Raw genomic sequence first — 18,330 nt, 5'->3', positions numbered from 1 at the left:
ACAAGAGGCAGGCATCATGCGCATGAGATCCCTTACCGGGCTGTTCGCCCTGGCGTCACTCCCGCTGGCCATGGCGGCCGCTCAGGCCCAGGCCGAGGAGATGGCCATTGCCACCATTCTTCCCGAGAACATGAGTAACAACGAAGTGTATCCGGCGCTGGTGCACTTCAAGAACCTGGTGGAGACCCGCACCGACGGCGAGATAACGGTGTCGATCTTCGGCAACAGCCAGTTGGGCTCCGAGGTGGAGACGGCAAGGGAGGTGCAGGGCGGGCGCACCCTGCAGTCCACCATCATCACGACCGGTGCGATGTCCTCCTTCTACCCGGACTACCAGATGATGACGGCCCCCTTCATCTTCGATAACTGGCGCCAGGCGTGGGCCTTCTTCGACGGTGAGTGGTTCGCCGACTTCATGTCCGGCACCGTCGAACAGACCGACATGCGCTATCTGGGTACCTTCGATGACGGTGGCGGCTTTGTCGCCTTCACCAACAACAAGCGACTGATCGAGACCGTCGAAGATCTCGAGGGGCTCAACATCCGCACCGAGGAGAACCCGGGCCACGTGGCCATCATGCGCGCCCTGGGTGCATCGGCGACCCCCCTGCCCTGGGGCGAGGTGATCACCGCCCTGGAAACCGGCCTCGCCGACGGCCAGTTCAACGCGCCGGTGCTCAATACCACCTTCAACTTCCATGAGGTGACCGACTACACCACCCTGACCGGCCACGTGTACAACAGCGCTGCCTGGCTGGTCAGCGAGGACTGGTTCCAGAGCCTCACGGAGTCGCAGCAGGAGGCCATCGTCACCTCGGCCCGCGAGGCCATCGCCATCGGCCACGGGATGTCCGGGGCACTGGCCACCGCCAGCTGGCAGGAGTCCTGCGAGACCTTCCAGGAGTGCTACATCATGCCCCCGGAGGAGCGGGCGCGGATGTCTGAGATCGCCACTCCCGCCTGGCGCGAGTGGATCGTCAACGACTTCGGCCTCGACGGCGACCGTGTGGATGCCTTCCTGGAGGAAGTGGAGCGCGTTCGCGTCGAGGTGGCCGAGTCCGACGTTGCTACCTACGGGCGTTGACCCCGAGGCTTTCATCGCCCTGCGCCCGGCCGGCTATCGGTCGGGCGCTTGACTGAGGTGGCGCCATGACCCTCCTGCAGCCCCTGCGACGCCTGAGTGACATCGTCAATCAGGTGGCGATCGTGACCTGCATTGCCTGCGTGCTGGCCATGTTGGGCATCTCCTTCACGGCCTTCGTCTACAAGCTGGCCACCGGCAGTACCCTGAGCTGGACCTACTCCCTGGCGCGGCTCTTCCTGCCGTGGATCGGTTTTCTTTCCATGACCATCTCGCTGCGCTATGGCGAGCACGTGGCCATGACCCTGCTGGTCAGAAGCCTGCCCCGCGTGCTGACCGTGGTGGCTGCCGTTCTCAGCCTGCTGGCCATCGCCGTGTTCGGCGCGCTGCTGCTCTGGTACGGCTGGGACTATTTCAAGGGGACTCGTCAGGTCTACATGGTCTCCGACCAGATTCGCGTGCACGGCAAGTTTACCGCCATCGTGGTGCCGATCAGTGGCGCCATCATCCTGCTGCACCTGGTGCAGGGCTTTGACCTGCTGGAACACTTCATCGACGAGCGCGAGATGATCGACGAGCTCATCGAGACCGCCGACGGGGAGAAACACCCATGACGCCAGCGATCATCGCTTTCATCCTGCTGTTGCTGATCGGTGCCCCCGTGGCGGTGGTCATGGCACTTTCCGGGCTTGCCGGCGGCTATGCCATGGGCGGCGAACGGATGCTCGGCATCATCGCCGACCGCATGTTCTCGGGTGTATCCGGCTTCCTGCTGATCGCCGTGCCCTATTTCATCTTCACCGCCGAACTGATGAACCAGGGCGGGCTGACCCAGAAGCTGATCACCTTCAACAATGCCCTGTTCGGGCGGGTGCGCGGCGCGCTTTCCCACGTCAACGTCTCGGTGTCGGTGTTCTTCGCCGGCCTGACCGGGGCGGCGATCACCGATACCGTGGCGATCGGCAAGATCATGATTCCGGAGATGAAGCGCCAGGGATACGACGCCGAGTACGCGGCGGCGATCACCGCCTGCTCCTCGATCATCGGGCCGATCATCCCGCCCAGCGTGGTGATGGTGGTCTATGCGACCCTGCTGCGTGACATCTCGGTGATCGACCTGTTCGCCGGCGGCATCATTCCCGGCCTGCTGATGGCTCTGGCGCTGCTCGGGGTGAGTTTCGTCCTGGCCTGGAAACGGGGCTACCCCAAGCAGGCGCCCACCCCGCTGAAGGTGGCGGCGTTCTCCTTCCTGATGGCGCTGCCGGCAATGATCGTCCCGCTGATCATCCTCGGCGGCATCCTCTCGGGGCTGACCACCATCACCGAGGCCTCGGGCTTCGCCGCCATCTACACGATCTTCATCGGCGTGGTCTTCTACCGCAACCTGACCTGGCGGAAGATCTGGAACGCCCTGATCATCACCGTGCGCTTCTCTGGGGTGGTGTTCTTCCTGCTGGCCACCTCGGCGGTGCTGGGCTGGTTCGTCACCCGCTCGGGCATCGCTCGCGACGCTGCTGGCCTTATCACCACCTTCAGCGATTCCGCCTTCCTTCAGCTGATGGCCGTCTGCGTGCTGTTGATCATCGTCGGGACGGTGATGGATGTGCTGCCGGCGCTGGTGGTGGTAGCCCCGGTGCTGGTGCCGGCAATGATCCAGCTGGGCTTTGATCCGCTGCACTTCGCGATCCTGATGATCGTGGTGCTCAACATCTCCAACGTGACGCCACCGGTGGGCATGACGCTGATGACGGCGGCGCGCATCGCCAACGTGCCCTACGAACGGGCGATCATCGCCTCACTGCCGTTCTACGTGGCCTTCATCATCGTCATCCTGCTGCTGGCGGCCTTCCCGGCGCTTTCCACCTGGATTCCGTCGCTGCTGCGCTAGGAAGTGTTGCCATGACGCTTTTCCACCAGCCTGATCAGGCGTGTCGTGCGCCGCTGAGTGCGAGTTCCGTGCTTGTCGCCTGCACGCTCGACGCCCTGGTCATACCGCTGCTTGATGCAGCCCCTTGATCGGTGCCGACCGGCACCCGCCCATGAGAGACGCGAAATGACCGTTACCTATCACGACAGCAATACCCGCATGAGCCAGGCCACCGTCCACAACGGTACCGTCTACCTGGCAGGCCAGGTGCCCGACGACACCAGCGCCGACATGCGCGGACAGACCGAGCAGGTGCTGGCCAAGATCGACCGCCTGCTGGCAGCAGCGGGGACCTCCAAGCAGCATGTGCTCAGCGCCCTGGTGTGGGTCACCGACATGGCGGAGTTCGCCGAGATGAACAGCGTGTGGGACGCCTGGGTCGTGGCCGGCCGCCCGCCGGCGCGGGCTGCCACCGAGGCCAAGCTGGCGCTGCCCGAGTTCAAGGTGGAAATCATGGTCACTGCGGCGATCCCGGAGGCCTGATATGCGAGTCGTCTCGGCCCTTGAGGTGGCCGAGGCGCTGCCCTGGGAACCCCTGGTGCAGCGCCTGGCACACACCTTCCGAGAAGGCGTGGAGTCACCGCCTCGTCATCACCATGCCATGCACCGGCCCGACGGCGAGGCCACCATGCTGCTGATGCCCGCCTGGGAGCGCGAGGGCTACATCGGCGTGAAGATGGTCAATGTCTTCCCGCAGAACGCCGAGCACGGGTTACCTGCCATTGCCGGGGTCTATCTGCTGAGCGAGGGCGCCCACGGGCGCCCCCTGGCCTGCATCGACGGCAGCGAGCTGACCCGACGGCGCACCGCCGCGGCCTCGGCGCTGGCGGCCCGCGAGCTGGCCCGCGAGGACGCCGAGACGCTGCTGGTGGTGGGCACCGGCAAGCTGGCGCCCATGGTGATCGAGGCCCACGCAGCGGTGAGGCCCATTCGGCGGGTGCGCATCTGGGGACGCAGTCTCGCGAAGGCTGAGGCCCTCGCCGCCGAGTATACCGATCGTTTCGACACCTCGGCGGTGACCGACCTGGAGGCGGCCTCCCGGCAGGCGGACATCATCAGCTGCGTGACGCTCTCCACCGAGCCGCTGATCCGCGGCGCCTGGCTTGCGCCCGGCACGCACCTCGACCTGATCGGCGCCTTCCGACCGACCATGCGCGAGACCGATGCCGAGTGCCTGGTCAGAAGCGAGGTCTTCGTCGATACCTACGCCGGCGCCCGGGGCGAGGGGGGGGATATCCTCCAGGCCATCGACGAGGGGGCCTTCGCCTTCGCCGACATCCGTGGCGAGCTGGCCGAGCTGCTGCGCGGCGTGAAGCCCGGGCGCTCCTCTCCCGACGCGATCACCCTGTTCAAGTCGGTGGGGGCGTCGCTGGAGGATCTCGCCGCTGCCATCGAGGTGTGGGAACGGCTGGAGACGCCCGCATGACGGGCGCTGCCACCGGGCTCTTCTGGCACGAGCGCTGCTTCTGGCACGATCCAGGTGCCATCGGCGTGTTCTCGGCACCTGGCGAGTTCCTACAGCCTCAGCCCGCCTCGGAGAGCCCCGAGAGCAAGCGCCGGCTCAAGAACCTGCTGGAGGTCTCGGGCCTGATCGACGAGCTGGCGGTGTGCAAGCCGCCGCCGGCGAGCCGGGAGGATCTCGAGCGCTTCCATACGACCCGCTACCTGGATGCCCTGGCAGCGGGTGACGCCGGGCGGGGCGGTGACGGTGGCGACTGCGCGCCCTACCTGCCAGGGAGCCTGGCGGCGGCGCGCCAGTCCGCGGGGCTGGCCGTGGGTGCCGTGGAGGCGGTCGCCACCGGTGAGCTGAGTCAGGCCTACGCGCTGTGTCGGCCTCCGGGCCACCACGCCGAGGCCGATCGCGGCCGGGGCTTCTGCCTGCTCGGTAATATCCCCGTGGCGGTGATGCGCGCCCGCGCCCTGGGCCAGGTGGGGCGGGTGGCGATCCTCGACTGGGACGTGCACCACGGGAACGGTCAGCAGGGCGCCTTCTGGAACACGCCCGAGGTGTTGACGGTCTCCGTCCACCAGGCGGGCAACTATCCGCTGGAAACCGGGGAGTTCGCGGAGCAGGGCGGGGCAGCGGCCCTCGGCACCGACCTCAACCTGCCACTTCCCCCGGGGAGTGGCATCGGTGCCTATGAGTACGCCATGGATACCCTGGTGCTGCCGGCCATCGAGGCCTTCGCTCCGGAGTTGATCGTGGTGGCCTGCGGCTATGACGCCTGCGCCAAGGATCCGCTCGGCAAGATGCTGCTCAACACCGCCGTCAAGGCGGGCTTCGACGAGACGATCATGCTCGACCCCGAGGGCTACGTGGCCGAGGCCTCCGCGGCCAACGTCTTCCTGGTCCGCGACGGGGTGCTGCACACCCCCGAGGTAACCTCCTGCCTGCAGGGCATCACCCGCGACAGCGTCATCCGGCTGGCCCGGGAGGTGCTCGGCCTGGAGGTGGTGGAGCGGCGCATCACCCGTGACGAGCTCTATATCGCCGACGAGGCCTTCCTGACCGGGACCGCCGCCGAGATCCTGCCGCTGCGCGAGCTCGATGGGCGCCATATCGGCGCCCGCAGCGGGGGGGCCGCCGTTGGTGCCCCCATCGCCGACGGCTCGGTGACCGCTCGCCTGCAGAGCCTCTATCGCCGCCTGGTGCGTGGCGAGCTGGAGGCTGATCTGGCGGCGTTCGGGGCCTGGCTGACCCCGGTGTGAGGGGCTGTGGCCATCACTCATCACGCAGGATGGTGAAGGGCGACCACTGCTGGCAGATCGGCGCGACCTCCAGGCGGGTGATATTGACGTGGGGCGGCAGCTCGGCGATGTGCAGCGCCTGGCGGGCCACATCGTCCGGCTGCAGGGCGCGGGTACCCCGGTAGTACTCCTCGGCGATGCCGGCATCGCCCATCGCCCTTCATGCGCACCAGGGTGAACTCGCTCTCGGTCATTCCTGGTGCCAGGTCGGTGACCCGCACCCCGTGGGGGGCCAGGTCGCAGCGCAGGTTGTAGCTGAACTGTTCCACGAAGGCCTTGGTGGCCCCGTAGACGTGGCCGCCGGGATAGGGAGTGTGGCCGGCGATGGAGCCGAGGTTGATCACGGTGGCGCCCGGCCCCGTGGCGATCAGGTGTGGCAGCAGCAGGCGGGTCACCGTGACCAGCCCCTTGATGTTGGTATCGATCATGCGGTGCCAGTCGGCCAGCTCTGCCTGCTGGGCCGGCCCCTTGCCCAGTGCCAGCCCGGCGCTGTTGATCACGACGCGAATGCGCTGGAAGGCCTCGGGCAGCGAGTCGATCGCGGCCTCCAGGGCCTCGCTGTCGGCGAGGTCCACGGCGAGGGCATGGACCGCCACCCGGTCGCTCTGGAGTTCCGCCTGGAGGGCCTCCAGCCGATCCTGGCGGCGTCCCGAGAGCACCAGCGACCAGCCGGCCCCGGCGAAGCGCCGGGCGCAGGCCGCGCCGATCCCGGAGGTGGCGCCGGTGATGAAGGCGATGGGGGTGGCTTCGTGCATGGTGAAATCTCCCGTCTTGGGGTGGAGGGGGAAGGGCAGCGCCCCCTGGCATCAGAGTCTCCCGGCGGTTCGCATGCCTATGCTGCTTTGGTCGTATCCGGCGCGGTCGAGGCGTCGCCGTCAGGCCGGCCGGGCTATTCTTCGCTATCGTGATCGGCGAAGCCTGCCTTCATGAACGTCGATTTGAGCAAGCCCAGCGACTGTTACAAGATCGACATACTGCGCCGCGCGCCCTGCCAGCGGCCGCCGGCGAACCACCAGAACGACAAGAATCGCGGAGACACGCTGATGCGCAAGACACTCATCGCCACCCTGGCCAGCCTCGGGCTGGCCGTTGCCCCTCTGGTCCTGGCGAGCACCATCGAGATCCAGGTCAACAACACCATGAGCGAGGGGGGCTCGGAAAGCGCCGCCGTCGAACGGTTCGCCGAGTACCTCGAAGAGCAGGCGCCGGGCCGTTTCAACGTGCGCCCCTTCCTGGCCGGCTCGCTGGGCGGCGAGAACGCCGTGCTCGAGCTGCTCAACCTGGGCCAGACCCAGCTCTCCATCACCGGCGGCAACTGGCGTCAGCAGTATGCCCCGGAGTATGACGCCATCACCGTGCCCTTCGTGTTCGCCACCTGGGACGAGGTGGATGCCTTCATGGAGAGCCCCTCCGGCCAGCGGCTGGTGGAGATCGCCGAGGAGAAGGGGGGCATCAAGTACTTCGGGACCCAGCATCGTGGCCCCCGCCACATGACCGCCAACAAGGCCATCCACTCGCCGGAGGACCTGCAGGGCTTCCGCATGCGCCTGCCCTCCCTGCCCGTGTGGCTCCAGGTGTGGGAGGAGATCGGCGCCACGGTGGTCAACGTGCCGGCGCCGGAGATCTACCTGGCCATGCAGACCCGCCAGGTGGATGGCCACGAGAACTCCCTCTCGTCGCCCTACACCCGTCGCCTGTGGGAGGTGCAGGACCACATCATTCTCACCAGCCACGTGCAGTTCCCCTGGAACTGGGTGGCCAGCAAGCGCTGGTGGGACAGGCTGGAGGCCGATGACCAGGCGCTGATCGCCGAGGCGATCGAGGTGGCCCGCCTGCACGGGACCGAGGTGGAGCGCGAGCTCGACGAGTACTACCTGGAGCAGCTCGAGGCCAACGGCATGACCATCATCGAGCCGGACGTGGAGGCCTTTCGCGAGGCGGCCATGCCGGCCATCGAGCGCATCCTGGCCGAGATGGCCGATGGCGTGATGGATGACGCGCTGGGCGGCAACGACTGAGCCCGCGTTAACCGTTGATGTGACGATGCCGGCGGCGCCCCCTGGGGCGCCGCCGTGCTGTCACCGGGAATCATCGAGGAGTCTTTCGTGGTGCAAGAAACCGGGATACCCCAAGGGCCCGTGGACCGCCTGGCCTACTGGCTGCTGCGCGGCCTGACCCTGGTCTGCGATGCGCTGGGCGTGCTGCTGCTGGCGGGCATCCTGCTGCTCATCGTGGCCGCCGTGGTGGCGCGGGACTTCATCGGGCTGGGCATGCCCTGGACCGAGGAGGTGGCCTCGTTGCTGGCCATCTACGCCGTCGGCATCGGGTCGCTCTCCGCCCTGGTGCGCGGCGAGCACCTGCTGGTGGACCTGTTCAGCCATCGCATGTCGCGGCTGGCGCTGGATCTGCAGTACCGCCTCAATGCGCTGCTTTCCTGCGGCTTCTTCGCGCTGGCCGCCTGGGGCGCCTGGATCATGTCCGAGATGAGCGCCAACAACCGCACCGTCTCGCTGGGGATCAGCTTCAGCTACCTCTACTACGGCATCTTCATCGGCTTTGCCGGGATGACGCTGATAGCCGCCTGGCAGGCGCTGCGCGGCCGCGTGGCCTGGCTGCCGGGTGGCGGCCGCGACGATGAGGAGCCGCGCTGATGTTGGAACTGGCAATCTTCGTGGGCGGCCTGCTGGCGCTGATGATCATCGGCCTGCCGGTGGTGGTGGCGATCGGCATCACCTCCTTCATCGCCCTGGCGGTCACCGGCAGCGGTGGCCTGCCGGTGGAGCTGATGTCGCTGCGCATGGTGCAGACCCTCAACAACTTCACGCTGCTGGCGATTCCGCTGTTCATCCTGGCCGCCAACATCATGAACACCGGCTCCACCACCACGCGGATCTTCGACTTCGCGACGGCCCTGGTCGGCTTCACCAAGGGGGGACTGGGCCATGCCAACGTGGTGGCCAGCTCCATCTTCGCCACCATGTCCGGCACCGCGGTGGCCGATGCGGCGGGGCTCGGTAGCCTCGAGATCAAGGCCATGAAGGAGCGCGGCTATGACCTCGGCTACTCCACCGGGATCACCGCGGCGTCGAGCGTGATCGGCCCGATCCTGCCCCCCAGCATTGCCCTGGTGGTCTACGGCTGGCTGGCCAACGTCAGCATCGGCGCCCTGTTCATGGCGGGGCTGTTGCCGGGCATTCTCATGGCGCTGCTGCTGATGGGCATGACCGTGGCCCTGGGCGCGACCCAGCGGGTGGTGATGCCGGCGCCGACCCCCTTCGACGGACGCGAGGTGCTGCGCACCGGGCGCCGGGCGATCCTGCCGCTGATGATGCCGGCGATCATCGTGGGGGGCATCTGGGGCGGCTTCTTCACGCCCACCGAGGCGGGCGCCGTGGCCTCCTTCTACGCGATCATCCTGGGGGCGGTGGTCTACCGCGACCTGACCCCGAAGGCCCTCTACCTGGCCTTCCGGCGCACCCTGATGTTCAGCGTGGCGATCCTGCTGATCATCGCGGTGTCCAGCTTCTACGGCTGGATCCTGGTGCGCATCGGCATTCCCCAGGCGCTGGCCGGCCAGGTGGCCAGCATCGACATGCCCACCGTCTTCCTGCTGCTGGCCTTCGCGCTCTTCTTCCTGCTGATCGGCTGCTTCATGTCGGTGGTGGAGAGCATCCTGATCTTCACGCCCATCGTGGTGCCGGCCGCGCTCGCCGCGGGCCTGGACCCCATCCATTTCGGCATCGTCATGGTGATCACGCTGTCGGTGGGGGTGATCACGCCCCCCCTCGGCAACGTGCTGTTCCTGATGGTGGGCATCACCCGGCTGCGCTACGGGCAGGTGGTATCAGCGGTGATGCCCTTCCTGATACCCATCATCCTCACGATCCTGATCCTGATTGCGGTGCCGTCGCTGGCCACCTGGCTGCCCGCACGGCTGGGCTACTGAGGCCGCCATGATCCCGGTTCTGCCTTCGGCACTCGCCTGGCGGGTCCGGGGGCGCTACCCTGTCGGCCTTCCCGGTGCCTGCCTGGCCGGGGAGGCCGACCCACTTCCGGGCCCCGCCCGACGAGACGAGAGAGAGTCACATGAGCGTTACCTATCACGACAGCAACACCCGCATGAGCCAGGCCGCCGTCCACAACGGCACCGTCTACCTGGCCGGCCAGGTGCCGGACGACGCCAGCGCCGACATGCGCGGTCAGACCGAGCAGGTGCTGGCCAAGATCGACCGCCTGCTGGCCGCCGCCGGCACTTCCAAGGAGCACCTGATCAGCGCCCAGGTCTGGGTGACCAGCATGGCCGAGTTCGACCAGATGAACGCTGCCTGGGATGCCTGGGTGGTGCCGGGTCGCCCGCCGGTGCGCGCCGCCACCGAGGCCAAGCTGGCCCGTCCGGACTGGAAGGTGGAGATCATGATCACCGCGGCCCTGCCGGACGCCTGATCCCCCCCTGCGGCGGCGGCCTGCGCCGCCGCATCCCGGCAGAAGCGTTGAGGCCGCCCCGGGGCGGCCATGCTAGCCTTGCGCCATTCCGCTCTGGAGACTTTCGATGCTGCTGATCGTCGATCTCGGCCTGAGGTTGGCCATGGCGCTGTGTGCCCTGTGGGGTGGGCTGGCGCTGGGGCATCGCCTGCCGCTTGCGCGCCCCGGCCGGCTGCTGGCGGTGGCCCTGTGGCTGCTGGCGAGCGGGCTCTGGCTCTGGCTCTACGGCAAGGGCGCGCGGGTAGGACCGATCGCCGGGCTGGCGGTGCAGATGCTGGCGCTGCTGGCCTGGTGGAGGCGTCTCGACCCGGCGGCGGATCTCGACTGGGCCGATGATGTGGCCCACCTGGCCACCGGCCGCCAGGAAGGCGAGTGGCTGACCCTGGACCGGGTGCGCTGCTTCGACTGGCAGACCCGCGATCGGGCCCGGGTGGCCTGGGAGCCGCGGCGCTACCCGCTGAACCGACTCGCCTCGCTGGATCTGATCGTCTCCGGCTGGGGGCGTCCCGGCATCGCCCATGTGCTGCTGTCGTTCGGCTTCGCGGACGAGGAGGGCGAAATCGACGACTTCCTGGCCTTCTCGGTGGAGGTGCGTCGCGAGCGCCACGAGGCGTTCTCGGAGATCGGCGGCTTCTTCAAGCAGTATGAGCTGGCCATCATCGCCGCCGACGAGCGGGATGCCGTGCGGCTGCGCAGCAACGTGCGCGAGGAGTCCGTCACCCTCTATCGGGTCACGCTGGGCGAGAGCGCGCGTCGCGATCTGCTGCTGGCTCTGGTGGCGGAGGCCAATCGCCTGCAGGGAGAGCCGCGCTTCTGGTATGGATTGACCCGTCAAGGGTTCGGTTGTCTCTGTTGTCTATTGTCGTCCTCAATGCCTTCGGATCAGGAAGCGAGGGGCTATCAGCGACGGTGGATCTCTCTGGTATTCGTGGGTTGGGTACCGACCTGTCATCACTTCGTCGCGGAGCTGCCCTGGTCTACGAGCGAGGGTCACCCTGCCCCGGAGGGCGGGGGCCTCATAGGAGCGTCAGGGGTTCTCCCACCGGCCCGACGCTCCCTGACCCGAAGGCACTGGGACGGAATGATCATGCCGTGGCTCGGCTGCCGTGCGGCTTGCCCATGGCCTCGCAGGCAATCGCCCACAGGAAGCCGGTGAGCTCCCGAGCCACGGGCCGTCACCACCTGTTGCTTGGCCTTGCCCGTGGCCGCCAGCCGGCGGTAGCGCCCACAGAGTCGTTTCTGTGCGGCCCAGGCTATCGCCTGCACCGTCGGCGAGGTCCTCTCGGCCCGCTGCTCAATGATGCGCGTCTTGCGGGCCGGAAAGCGGTAGCTCCAGGCAGCCTCCACCAGGACGCGTCGTACATGGCCATTGCCGGTCTTGGTAATGCCACCCTGGCGTCGGCTACCCCCGCTCGAGTGCTCGCTGGGCACGAGCCCCAGATAGGCCATCAGCTGACAGGGCGAATCAAAACGGCTGATATCCCCCAGCTCAGCCATCACCGTCATGGCGGTGATCAGGCTGACGCCGCGCATCGCCTGGATGGCTTCGACCACCGGGGCCAGCGACCAGTCCGGCAGTGCTGCCTCCATCTGCCTCTCCAGGCCGGCCACGCGGCGCTGCGCTTCGCGCACCGCCTCGATGTACTCCTGCAGCACGATCTGCTGAACCGGGGTGTCGAAGCGCACCGTTTCCAGCCAGCGAAAGTGCGCAGGAATCCACTTGCTCTTGCCGGGATAGGCCTTGCCGTGTCGCAGCAGGAAGGCGTTCAGCCGCTGACGCGCCTTGAGCTCGATGGCCTTCATGTCCTCGCGAGCCCGCGTCAGATCGCGAATCGCCTCCTGCTCCGGCGTAGGCACCCAGACGGGGGTGAGTTCTCCGGAGCGCGACAGGCGGGCCAGCATCTGCGCATCGCGGCGGTCAGTCTTGACACGATCGCCGGCACGACGCGGGGTCAGGGTCGGTGCCACCACCTCGCAATCATGTCCGCTGGCCTGAATCTGGTGATAGACGCCGTAGCCGCAGGGTCCTGCCTCATAGCTGAATAGCATGGGCTGCCCATCAAAGCGCTCACTCAGCTGACGAATCAGCTTGTCGATCGCCTTGGGTTCATTGGGGATCTCGCCACGAAACTCGGGCGTTTGCCGGCCTGCCTCAGCACCCCGCCACCGAGATGCTGGCCTTATGCACGTCCAGGCCGATATAGGCGGCGTGAACGTAGCTGGCGGCGTTGATCCGCTCGGTGACAGTGCGGTCGACAACGGATCGCTGAGTTGCGTTAGACTGTTTCATGACCTGCCTCCCTTAATAGTGGCTCTGTGTTCTGGCCCAACCTCAACATAACCCACGACGTTGAGGTGGGGCAGGTCAATCCATCATGTCTACCACACCATCACCGCGAACTGCACCACCCTGGTCTTCGCCATGATGCGGCGGATCATCGAGGGGTTGCCGCTGGATCATCGGCTGCTGCTCACCGGGCTGCTGCCCGGCTATGTCCACGACCACGGCGGCCTGGTGCCGGGCTATCGGCTCGCCGAACTCAGAAGGCTTGGCGACATCACCGAGCGTGCCCGAAAGGCCCACGACGCCCCCGACTTCTCGCGGCGCATACGCGAGGGCGTGCCGGGCTGGTCGTGACGCCCCCTCCTGTCATCCACAAGAACGCCACGGCAGATGCCGTGGCGTGACGCCATGCCTCCCTGGGCACCCTCCCGGTGCCTGACCGGCCCTCGGCCGCTCCTCCTGAGGTGCTTCCTGCACCGGCGCATCCCTGCGGGGCGGGGCAGTTTCCCTTGCCGAGCCGTAGTGCATCGACCCACCGATATCCTCGCCCAGACAGATGACAGATCGATCACACCGGCATGACCGGAAGATGACAGGTGGAGGATTCGGCTGTGCGGGTGGTCTCTGGTAGAATCCGCCGCTTTGTCATTCAACCCCTTCCTCCTGTTCGGATACATGACATGAATGCAGTGATTCTTGCGGTGCTGGTGATGGTGGGCCTGTCGCTGGCGCGGGTCTCGGTGGTCTTCGCTCTGGTGGTCGGGGCCTTGGTCGGCGGCCTGGTGGGCGGGCTCTCCATCGAGGAGACCCTCTCCGCCTTCAACGACGGCGTCGGCGGCGGTGCCCAGGTTGCCCTGGCCTATGCCACCCTGGGGGCCTTCGCGGTGGCGATCTCGCGCTCGGGCCTGCCCGACCTGCTGGCGCGCAAGCTGATCGGCCTGCTGGGCCAGGAGGCCAGCGAGGCGCGCCAGGCCACGGTCAAGGCGCTGCTGCTGACCGCGGTGCTGCTGGTGTCGATCTCCTCCCAGAACCTGATCCCGGTGCATATCGCCTTCATTCCGATCCTGATCCCGCCGCTGCTCAAGGTGATGAACCAGCTGCGCCTGGATCGCCGGGCGGTGGCCTGTGCGCTGACCTTCGGCCTGACGGCTCCCTATATGCTGCTGCCGGTGGGCTTCGGGGCGATCTTCCTCAACGATATCCTGCTGGCCAACATCAACCGCGCCGGCGAGCTGCTGGGGCTCGAGATCACCCGGGGCATGGTGCCCATGGCCATGGCGGTGCCGGTGGGCGGCATGGCGCTGGGGCTCGCGGTGGCGCTCTTCTTCAGCTACCGCCGCCCGCGGGAGTACCAGGCGCTGGAGGTGGCCACCACCAATGTGCCGCACCATCACCCCGAGCCGCGTGAGCCCCATGCCCTGGGGCTGGTGATGTCGGGGCTGGCCATCGTGGCGGCGCTGGGCATCCAGCTGTGGACCGGCTCCATGGTGCTGGGCGGCTTGATGGGCTTCGCGCTGCTCTCCCTGGGGGGCATCTTCAAGTGGCGTGAGGCCGACGACCTCTTCACCAGCGGCATGCGCATGATGGCGCTGATCGGCTTCATCATGATCTCCGCCTCGGGCTTCGCCGCGGTGATGAACGCCACCGGCGAGATCGACAGTCTGGTGCAGTCGAGCTTCGCGATCATCGGCGACAACCGCGGCCTGGCCGCGCTGATCATGCTGCTGGTGGGGCTCTTCATCACCCTGGGGATCGGCTCGTCCTTCTCCACCATCCCGATCATCGCGGCGATCTTCGTGCCCCTCGCGGTGCAGTTCGGCTTCTCGCCCCTGGCCACCGTGGCCCTGGTGGGCACCGCGGCGGCCCTGGGCGACGCCGGCTCCCCGGCCTCGGACTCCACCCTGGGCCCGACCTCGGGCCTCAACGTCGACCGCCAGCACGACCATATCTGGGACAGCGTGGTGCCTACCTTCCTGCACTACAACATCCCGCTGATCGCCTTCGGCTGGGCGGCGGCCATGCTGTTCTGAGTCCTGAAGTCTAGCCATCACCGTTCGGGGCTGATCCGGTGACAAGCCTGCAGGGAGGCGCTGTGAATACCTCCCTGTAAGCTACCGACGCCATCCCTGGCGTAGGACCTCCCTTTCGGCTTGCCCCCGGCGCCCCTCTGGAAGCCCCTTACTTTCCTTCCTCGGGCAAGTGGACTTCCAGGGAGGCAAGCAGCCCCCGCAGCAGCGAGAGCTCCTTCCGGCTGGGCTGGGCCCGGGCGAAGAGCGCCTGCAGCTGGGCCTCGGTCCGGGCGTGGGGCTGGGTGAGAAAGCCGCTCTCCCGCATCACCCGTGACAGGTGGTCGTGGAAGTGGCCGAGCTGATCGCGGCTGGGGGCGCGCTCCTCCTCAGGGCGCTGGGGCCGGTAGCCGCTCTCCGGGCGCTGGCGCCACGCCTTGAACACCTCGTAGGCCAGCACCTGCACCGCCTGGGAGAGGTTGAGGATGCCGTACTCGGGGTTGGCCGGGATGCTCACCTGGTGGCTGCATAGACGAATCTCGTCGTTGGTGAGGCCTGAGCGCTCGCGGCCGAACACCAGCGCCACCGGGTCGGTGGCGGCGTGCTCGACCAGCTCCCGGGCCATGGCGTCGGGCTCATCGAAGTGGGGCAGCGGCAGGCTGCGCAGCCGGGCGCTGGCCCCCACCACCTGCATGCAATCACTCAGCGCCTCGCCAAGCGAGCCCACCACCCGGGCGTTCTCCACCAGATCCTCGGCACCGGCGGCGAGCCGGGTCGCCTCGGGGTCGGGGAACTGGCGCGGGTTGACCAGCACCAGGTCGTCGAGCCCCATGGTCTTCATGGCCCGCGCCGAGGCACCGATATTGCCGGGGTGGTAGGTCTGGACGAGAACGATGCGGATATTCGAGAGCATGGGAGGCGGCTGTTGTCGGCTGATGGGGAGAGGGTAGAGGGCGGAGGGTGGCTATCTTAAAGCAAAAACCCCGCCGGCTCGCGCCGGCGGGGTCTGTCTCAGGCCTTGCGTGACGCAGCGCCTGGGGCAGGGGGCGTGATCACATCATGCCGCCCATGCCACCCATGCCACCCATGCCGCCCATGTCCGGACCGGCGTCCTTCTCTTCCGGATCGTCGGCAATCATGCACTCGGTGGTGATCATCAGGCCAGCCACGGAGCCGGCAGACTGCAGCGCGGTGCGGGTCACCTTGGCGGGGTCCAGCACGCCCATCTCGAACAGGTCGCCGAACTCGCCGGTCTGGGCGTTGTAGCCGAAGTTGCCTTCACCGCTCTTCACCTCGTTGAGGATGACGGAGGCTTCCTGACCGGCGTTGGTGACGATCTGGCGCAGCGGGGACTCCATGGCGCGCAGGGCGATGGCGATGCCGTGGGTCTGGTCCTCGTTGTCACCCTTGAGGTCCTTGATCTTGGTCAGCACGCGCACCAGGGCGGTACCGCCGCCGGGCACCACGCCTTCCTCGACCGCGGCGCGGGTGGAGTGCAGGGCGTCCTCGACGCGGGCCTTCTTCTCCTTCATCTCGACTTCGGTGGCGGCACCGACGCGGATGACGGCCACGCCGCCGGCCAGCTTGGCAACGCGCTCCTGGAGCTTCTCGCGATCGTAGTCGGAGGAGGTCTCCTCGATCTGGGCGCGGATCTGGTTGACGCGGGCCTCGATGTCGCCCTCGTTACCGGCGCCGTCGATGATGGTGGTGTTCTCCTTGGACATGGTCACGCGCTTGGCGGTGCCCAGGTGGTCCAGGGTCGCCTGCTCGAGGGTCAGGCCCACTTCCTCGGAGATCACGGTGCCGTTGGTCAGGATGGCGATGTCCTGCAGCATGGCCTTGCGACGGTCACCGAAGCCCGGGGCCTTGGCCGCCGCGACCTTGACGATGCCGCGCATGGTGTTGACCACCAGGGTGGCCAGCGCCTCGCCCTCGATGTCCTCGGCGATGATCGCCAGGGGCTTGCCCGCCTTGGCGACGGCTTCCAGCACCGGCAGCAGCTCGCGGATGTTGGAGATCTTCTTGTCGACCAGCAGGATGTAGGGGTCTTCCAGCTCGACCTGCATGGTGTCCTGGTTGGTCACGAAGTAGGGCGACAGGTAGCCGCGGTCGAACTGCATGCCTTCCACGACTTCCAGCTCGTCCTCGAAGCCACGGCCCTCGTCGACGGTGATGACGCCTTCCTTGCCGACCTTCTCCATCGCCTCGGCGATGATCTCGCCGATGCGCTTGTCACCGTTGGCGGAGATGGTACCGACCTGGGCGATCGCCTTGGTGTCGGTGCAGGGCACGGACAGGGCTTCGATCTCCTTGACGGCGGCGATCACGGCCTGGTCGATGCCGCGCTTGAGGTCCATCGGGTTCATGCCGGCAATGACGCCCTTCAGGCCTTCGTTGACGATGGACTGGGCCAGCACGGTGGCGGTGGTGGTGCCGTCACCGGCGACGTCGGAGGTCTTGGAAGCGACTTCCTTGACCATCTGGGCACCCATGTTCTCGAACTTGTCCTTCAGTTCGATCTCCTTGGCCACGGAGACGCCGTCCTTGGTGACGGTCGGGGCGCCGAAGGACTTCTCGATCACCACGTTGCGACCCTTCGGGCCCAGTGTGGTCTTGACGGCGTTGGCCAGCAGGTCGACACCACGGGCCATGCGCTTGCGGGCGTCGTCGGAGAACTTGACTTGTTTCGCTGCCATTTCGGTCTCTTCCTATCAATTCGTGAACGTCTGAGGGATAGCGAGGGGCGTGGGCAATCAGCCCTCGACCACGGCCAGGATGTCGGATTCGCTCATGATCAGGACTTCTTCGCCGTCGATCTTCTGCTTCTCGACGCCGAAACCATCCTTGAAGATCACGGTGTCGCCGACCTTCACGTCCAGCGGGCGCACATCGCCGTTCTCGAGAATCCGGCCGTTACCGACGGCAAGCACTTCGCCGCGAGTCGGCTTTTCCTGGGCACTGCCCGGAAGCACGATGCCGCCAGCGGTCTTCTGTTCTTCTTCAACGCGACGGATGATGACGCGATCGTGCAAGGGACGGATGTTCATTGCTCACGTTCTCCTGATGTTTCACATGGCCGGGGTCTCCCGGCGGTTCTGGTCATCACCTCGCAGGCTCCGCCTGCGAGGGGGAGGCGCTGAACGCCTTCCGTGTCAATGGCGCGACAGCCGCGCCGAAACTTGTTGCTGAGCGATAAGTGGGGCTCGCCAAGGGGCTTTCAAGGCCCCCGGGGAAATTTTTTTGGCTCAGCGCCGTGCATCGTCGCGGGAGATGAACTCTCCCTCCAGCGGGCCTTCTCCGCTGTTGCCGTCGCTGGCCGAGGAGGACGCCCTTGAGTCTCCCGGCCGCTGCTCGCCCGAGGCCTGCCGCCAGTCATCGGCGGGGCCTTGGCGGGGGCCGGACCCGAAGCCGCCGCCCACGTGGATGCCCTGGGCGCGCACCCCGAGCCGGGCCAGCAGCTTGCCCAGCAGGCGGCGCGCGTCGGGAATCAGGCACAGGAACCCCAGGGCGTCGGAGACGAACCCGGGAGCCATCAGCAGGGCGCCGCCGAAGATCAGCGCGGCGCCGGTAAGCAGCTCGCCGGAGGGGACCTCGCCGCGCTCCAGGCGCTCCCGGGCACGGGCGAAGGTGGCGGCCCCTTCACGGCGAATCAGGTGCAGGCCGATGAAACCGGTGGCCAGCACCATCAGCAGGGTGGTGAGCAGGCCGATCTGGCTGCCTACCGAGAAGAGGATGACGAAGTCGAGCAGGGCGAAGAGGGTAAAGGCAAGCAGAAAGGGCATGGGAACTCCGCGAGGGTCAA

The 18,330-nt window shown here is 67.2% G+C and carries 17 protein-coding genes and 2 pseudogenes; 13 read left to right on the top strand and 6 right to left on the bottom strand.

What is annotated here, in order from left to right:
- The first annotated feature begins 16 nt into the window (after positions 1-16).
- The 6 genes from dctP (at position 17) to B6N23_RS02730 (ending at position 5,717) form a co-directional block, all read left to right on the top strand.
- A complete protein-coding gene (gene dctP, locus B6N23_RS02755) occupies positions 17-1,084 on the top strand; it encodes a TRAP transporter substrate-binding protein DctP (RefSeq protein WP_305501645.1) in 1,068 nt (355 codons plus the stop codon).
- Positions 1,085-1,149: 65 nt separating this feature from the next.
- Complete coding sequence (locus B6N23_RS02750) at positions 1,150-1,695, top strand: TRAP transporter small permease (protein ID WP_305501644.1); 546 nt, start codon at positions 1,150-1,152, stop codon at positions 1,693-1,695.
- On the top strand, positions 1,692-2,969 hold the full coding sequence (locus B6N23_RS02745) for a TRAP transporter large permease (protein ID WP_305501643.1): 1,278 nt from the start codon (positions 1,692-1,694) through the stop codon (positions 2,967-2,969). The genes B6N23_RS02750 and B6N23_RS02745 overlap by 4 nt, the downstream gene beginning before the upstream one ends.
- Before the next feature lie 165 nt (positions 2,970-3,134).
- On the top strand, positions 3,135-3,491 hold the full coding sequence (locus tag B6N23_RS02740; protein ID WP_305501642.1) for a RidA family protein: 357 nt from the start codon (positions 3,135-3,137) through the stop codon (positions 3,489-3,491).
- A gap of 1 nt (position 3,492) precedes the next feature.
- Positions 3,493-4,434, top strand: coding sequence for a bifunctional Delta(1)-pyrroline-2-carboxylate/Delta(1)-piperideine-2-carboxylate reductase (gene lhpI, locus B6N23_RS02735; protein WP_305501641.1), 942 nt, complete (start codon positions 3,493-3,495; stop codon positions 4,432-4,434).
- Positions 4,431-5,717, top strand: coding sequence for an aminotransferase class IV (locus B6N23_RS02730; protein WP_305501640.1), 1,287 nt, complete (start codon positions 4,431-4,433; stop codon positions 5,715-5,717). The genes lhpI and B6N23_RS02730 overlap by 4 nt, the downstream gene beginning before the upstream one ends.
- A 13-nt stretch (positions 5,718-5,730) precedes the next feature.
- Here B6N23_RS02730 and B6N23_RS02725 read toward each other — a convergent pair.
- Positions 5,731-6,511: pseudogene (locus tag B6N23_RS02725) on the bottom strand (SDR family NAD(P)-dependent oxidoreductase).
- Between the two features lie 288 nt (positions 6,512-6,799).
- Between B6N23_RS02725 and B6N23_RS02720 the strand changes: the two are divergent.
- The 5 genes from B6N23_RS02720 to B6N23_RS02700 all read left to right on the top strand — a co-directional run bounded on the left by B6N23_RS02720 (position 6,800) and on the right by B6N23_RS02700 (position 11,394).
- Positions 6,800-7,774, top strand: coding sequence for a TRAP transporter substrate-binding protein (locus tag B6N23_RS02720; protein ID WP_305501639.1), 975 nt, complete (start codon positions 6,800-6,802; stop codon positions 7,772-7,774).
- An 87-nt stretch (positions 7,775-7,861) separates the two neighbouring features.
- A complete protein-coding gene (locus tag B6N23_RS02715; protein WP_349304971.1) occupies positions 7,862-8,407 on the top strand; it encodes a TRAP transporter small permease in 546 nt (181 codons plus the stop codon).
- On the top strand, positions 8,407-9,702 hold the full coding sequence (locus B6N23_RS02710) for a TRAP transporter large permease (RefSeq protein WP_305501638.1): 1,296 nt from the start codon (positions 8,407-8,409) through the stop codon (positions 9,700-9,702). The genes B6N23_RS02715 and B6N23_RS02710 overlap by 1 nt, the downstream gene beginning before the upstream one ends.
- Before the next feature lie 140 nt (positions 9,703-9,842).
- The gene (locus B6N23_RS02705; RefSeq protein ID WP_110070422.1) at positions 9,843-10,199 is read left to right on the top strand and encodes a RidA family protein; all 357 of its coding nucleotides are present in this window, start codon (positions 9,843-9,845) and stop codon (positions 10,197-10,199) included.
- Between the two features lie 106 nt (positions 10,200-10,305).
- Entirely contained in the window at positions 10,306-11,394 is a 1,089-nt protein-coding gene (locus tag B6N23_RS02700; protein WP_305501637.1) for an Lnb N-terminal periplasmic domain-containing protein, read from the top strand.
- Here B6N23_RS02700 and B6N23_RS02695 read toward each other — a convergent pair.
- Positions 11,324-12,471 (bottom strand): annotated as a pseudogene (locus B6N23_RS02695) (IS110 family RNA-guided transposase). The gene B6N23_RS02700 and the pseudogene B6N23_RS02695 sit on opposite strands and share 71 nt — an antisense overlap.
- Before the next feature lie 189 nt (positions 12,472-12,660).
- On the opposite strand from B6N23_RS02695, the gene B6N23_RS02690 reads away from it, so the two are divergent.
- Both B6N23_RS02690 and B6N23_RS02685 read left to right on the top strand, forming a co-directional pair.
- Positions 12,661-12,876, top strand: a complete 216-nt coding sequence (locus B6N23_RS02690; protein WP_305501636.1) for a hypothetical protein — start codon at positions 12,661-12,663, stop codon at positions 12,874-12,876.
- 326 nt (positions 12,877-13,202) lie between these two features.
- Complete coding sequence (locus tag B6N23_RS02685; RefSeq protein ID WP_305501635.1) at positions 13,203-14,552, top strand: Na+/H+ antiporter family protein; 1,350 nt, start codon at positions 13,203-13,205, stop codon at positions 14,550-14,552.
- A 148-nt stretch (positions 14,553-14,700) separates the two neighbouring features.
- Here B6N23_RS02685 and B6N23_RS02680 read toward each other — a convergent pair whose 3' ends face one another.
- The 4 genes from B6N23_RS02680 to B6N23_RS02665 form a co-directional block, all read right to left on the bottom strand.
- Positions 14,701-15,441, bottom strand: coding sequence for an RNA methyltransferase (locus B6N23_RS02680; RefSeq protein WP_305501634.1), 741 nt, complete (start codon positions 15,439-15,441; stop codon positions 14,701-14,703).
- A gap of 139 nt (positions 15,442-15,580) precedes the next feature.
- A complete protein-coding gene (gene groL, locus B6N23_RS02675; protein WP_119022480.1) occupies positions 15,581-17,224 on the bottom strand; it encodes a chaperonin GroEL in 1,644 nt (547 codons plus the stop codon).
- Between the two features lie 57 nt (positions 17,225-17,281).
- A complete protein-coding gene (locus B6N23_RS02670) occupies positions 17,282-17,575 on the bottom strand; it encodes a co-chaperone GroES (protein ID WP_119022479.1) in 294 nt (97 codons plus the stop codon).
- A gap of 198 nt (positions 17,576-17,773) precedes the next feature.
- Positions 17,774-18,310, bottom strand: coding sequence for an FxsA family protein (locus B6N23_RS02665; protein ID WP_302142618.1), 537 nt, complete (start codon positions 18,308-18,310; stop codon positions 17,774-17,776).
- Positions 18,311-18,330: the final 20 nt, after the last annotated feature.

Source organism: Halomonas alkalicola (assembly GCF_030704205.1).
Taxonomy (GTDB): Bacteria; Pseudomonadota; Gammaproteobacteria; order Pseudomonadales; family Halomonadaceae; genus Halomonas; species Halomonas alkalicola.
Note: the sequence above shows the minus strand (reverse complement) of the source record. Positions and strands in the feature narration are given on the sequence as shown.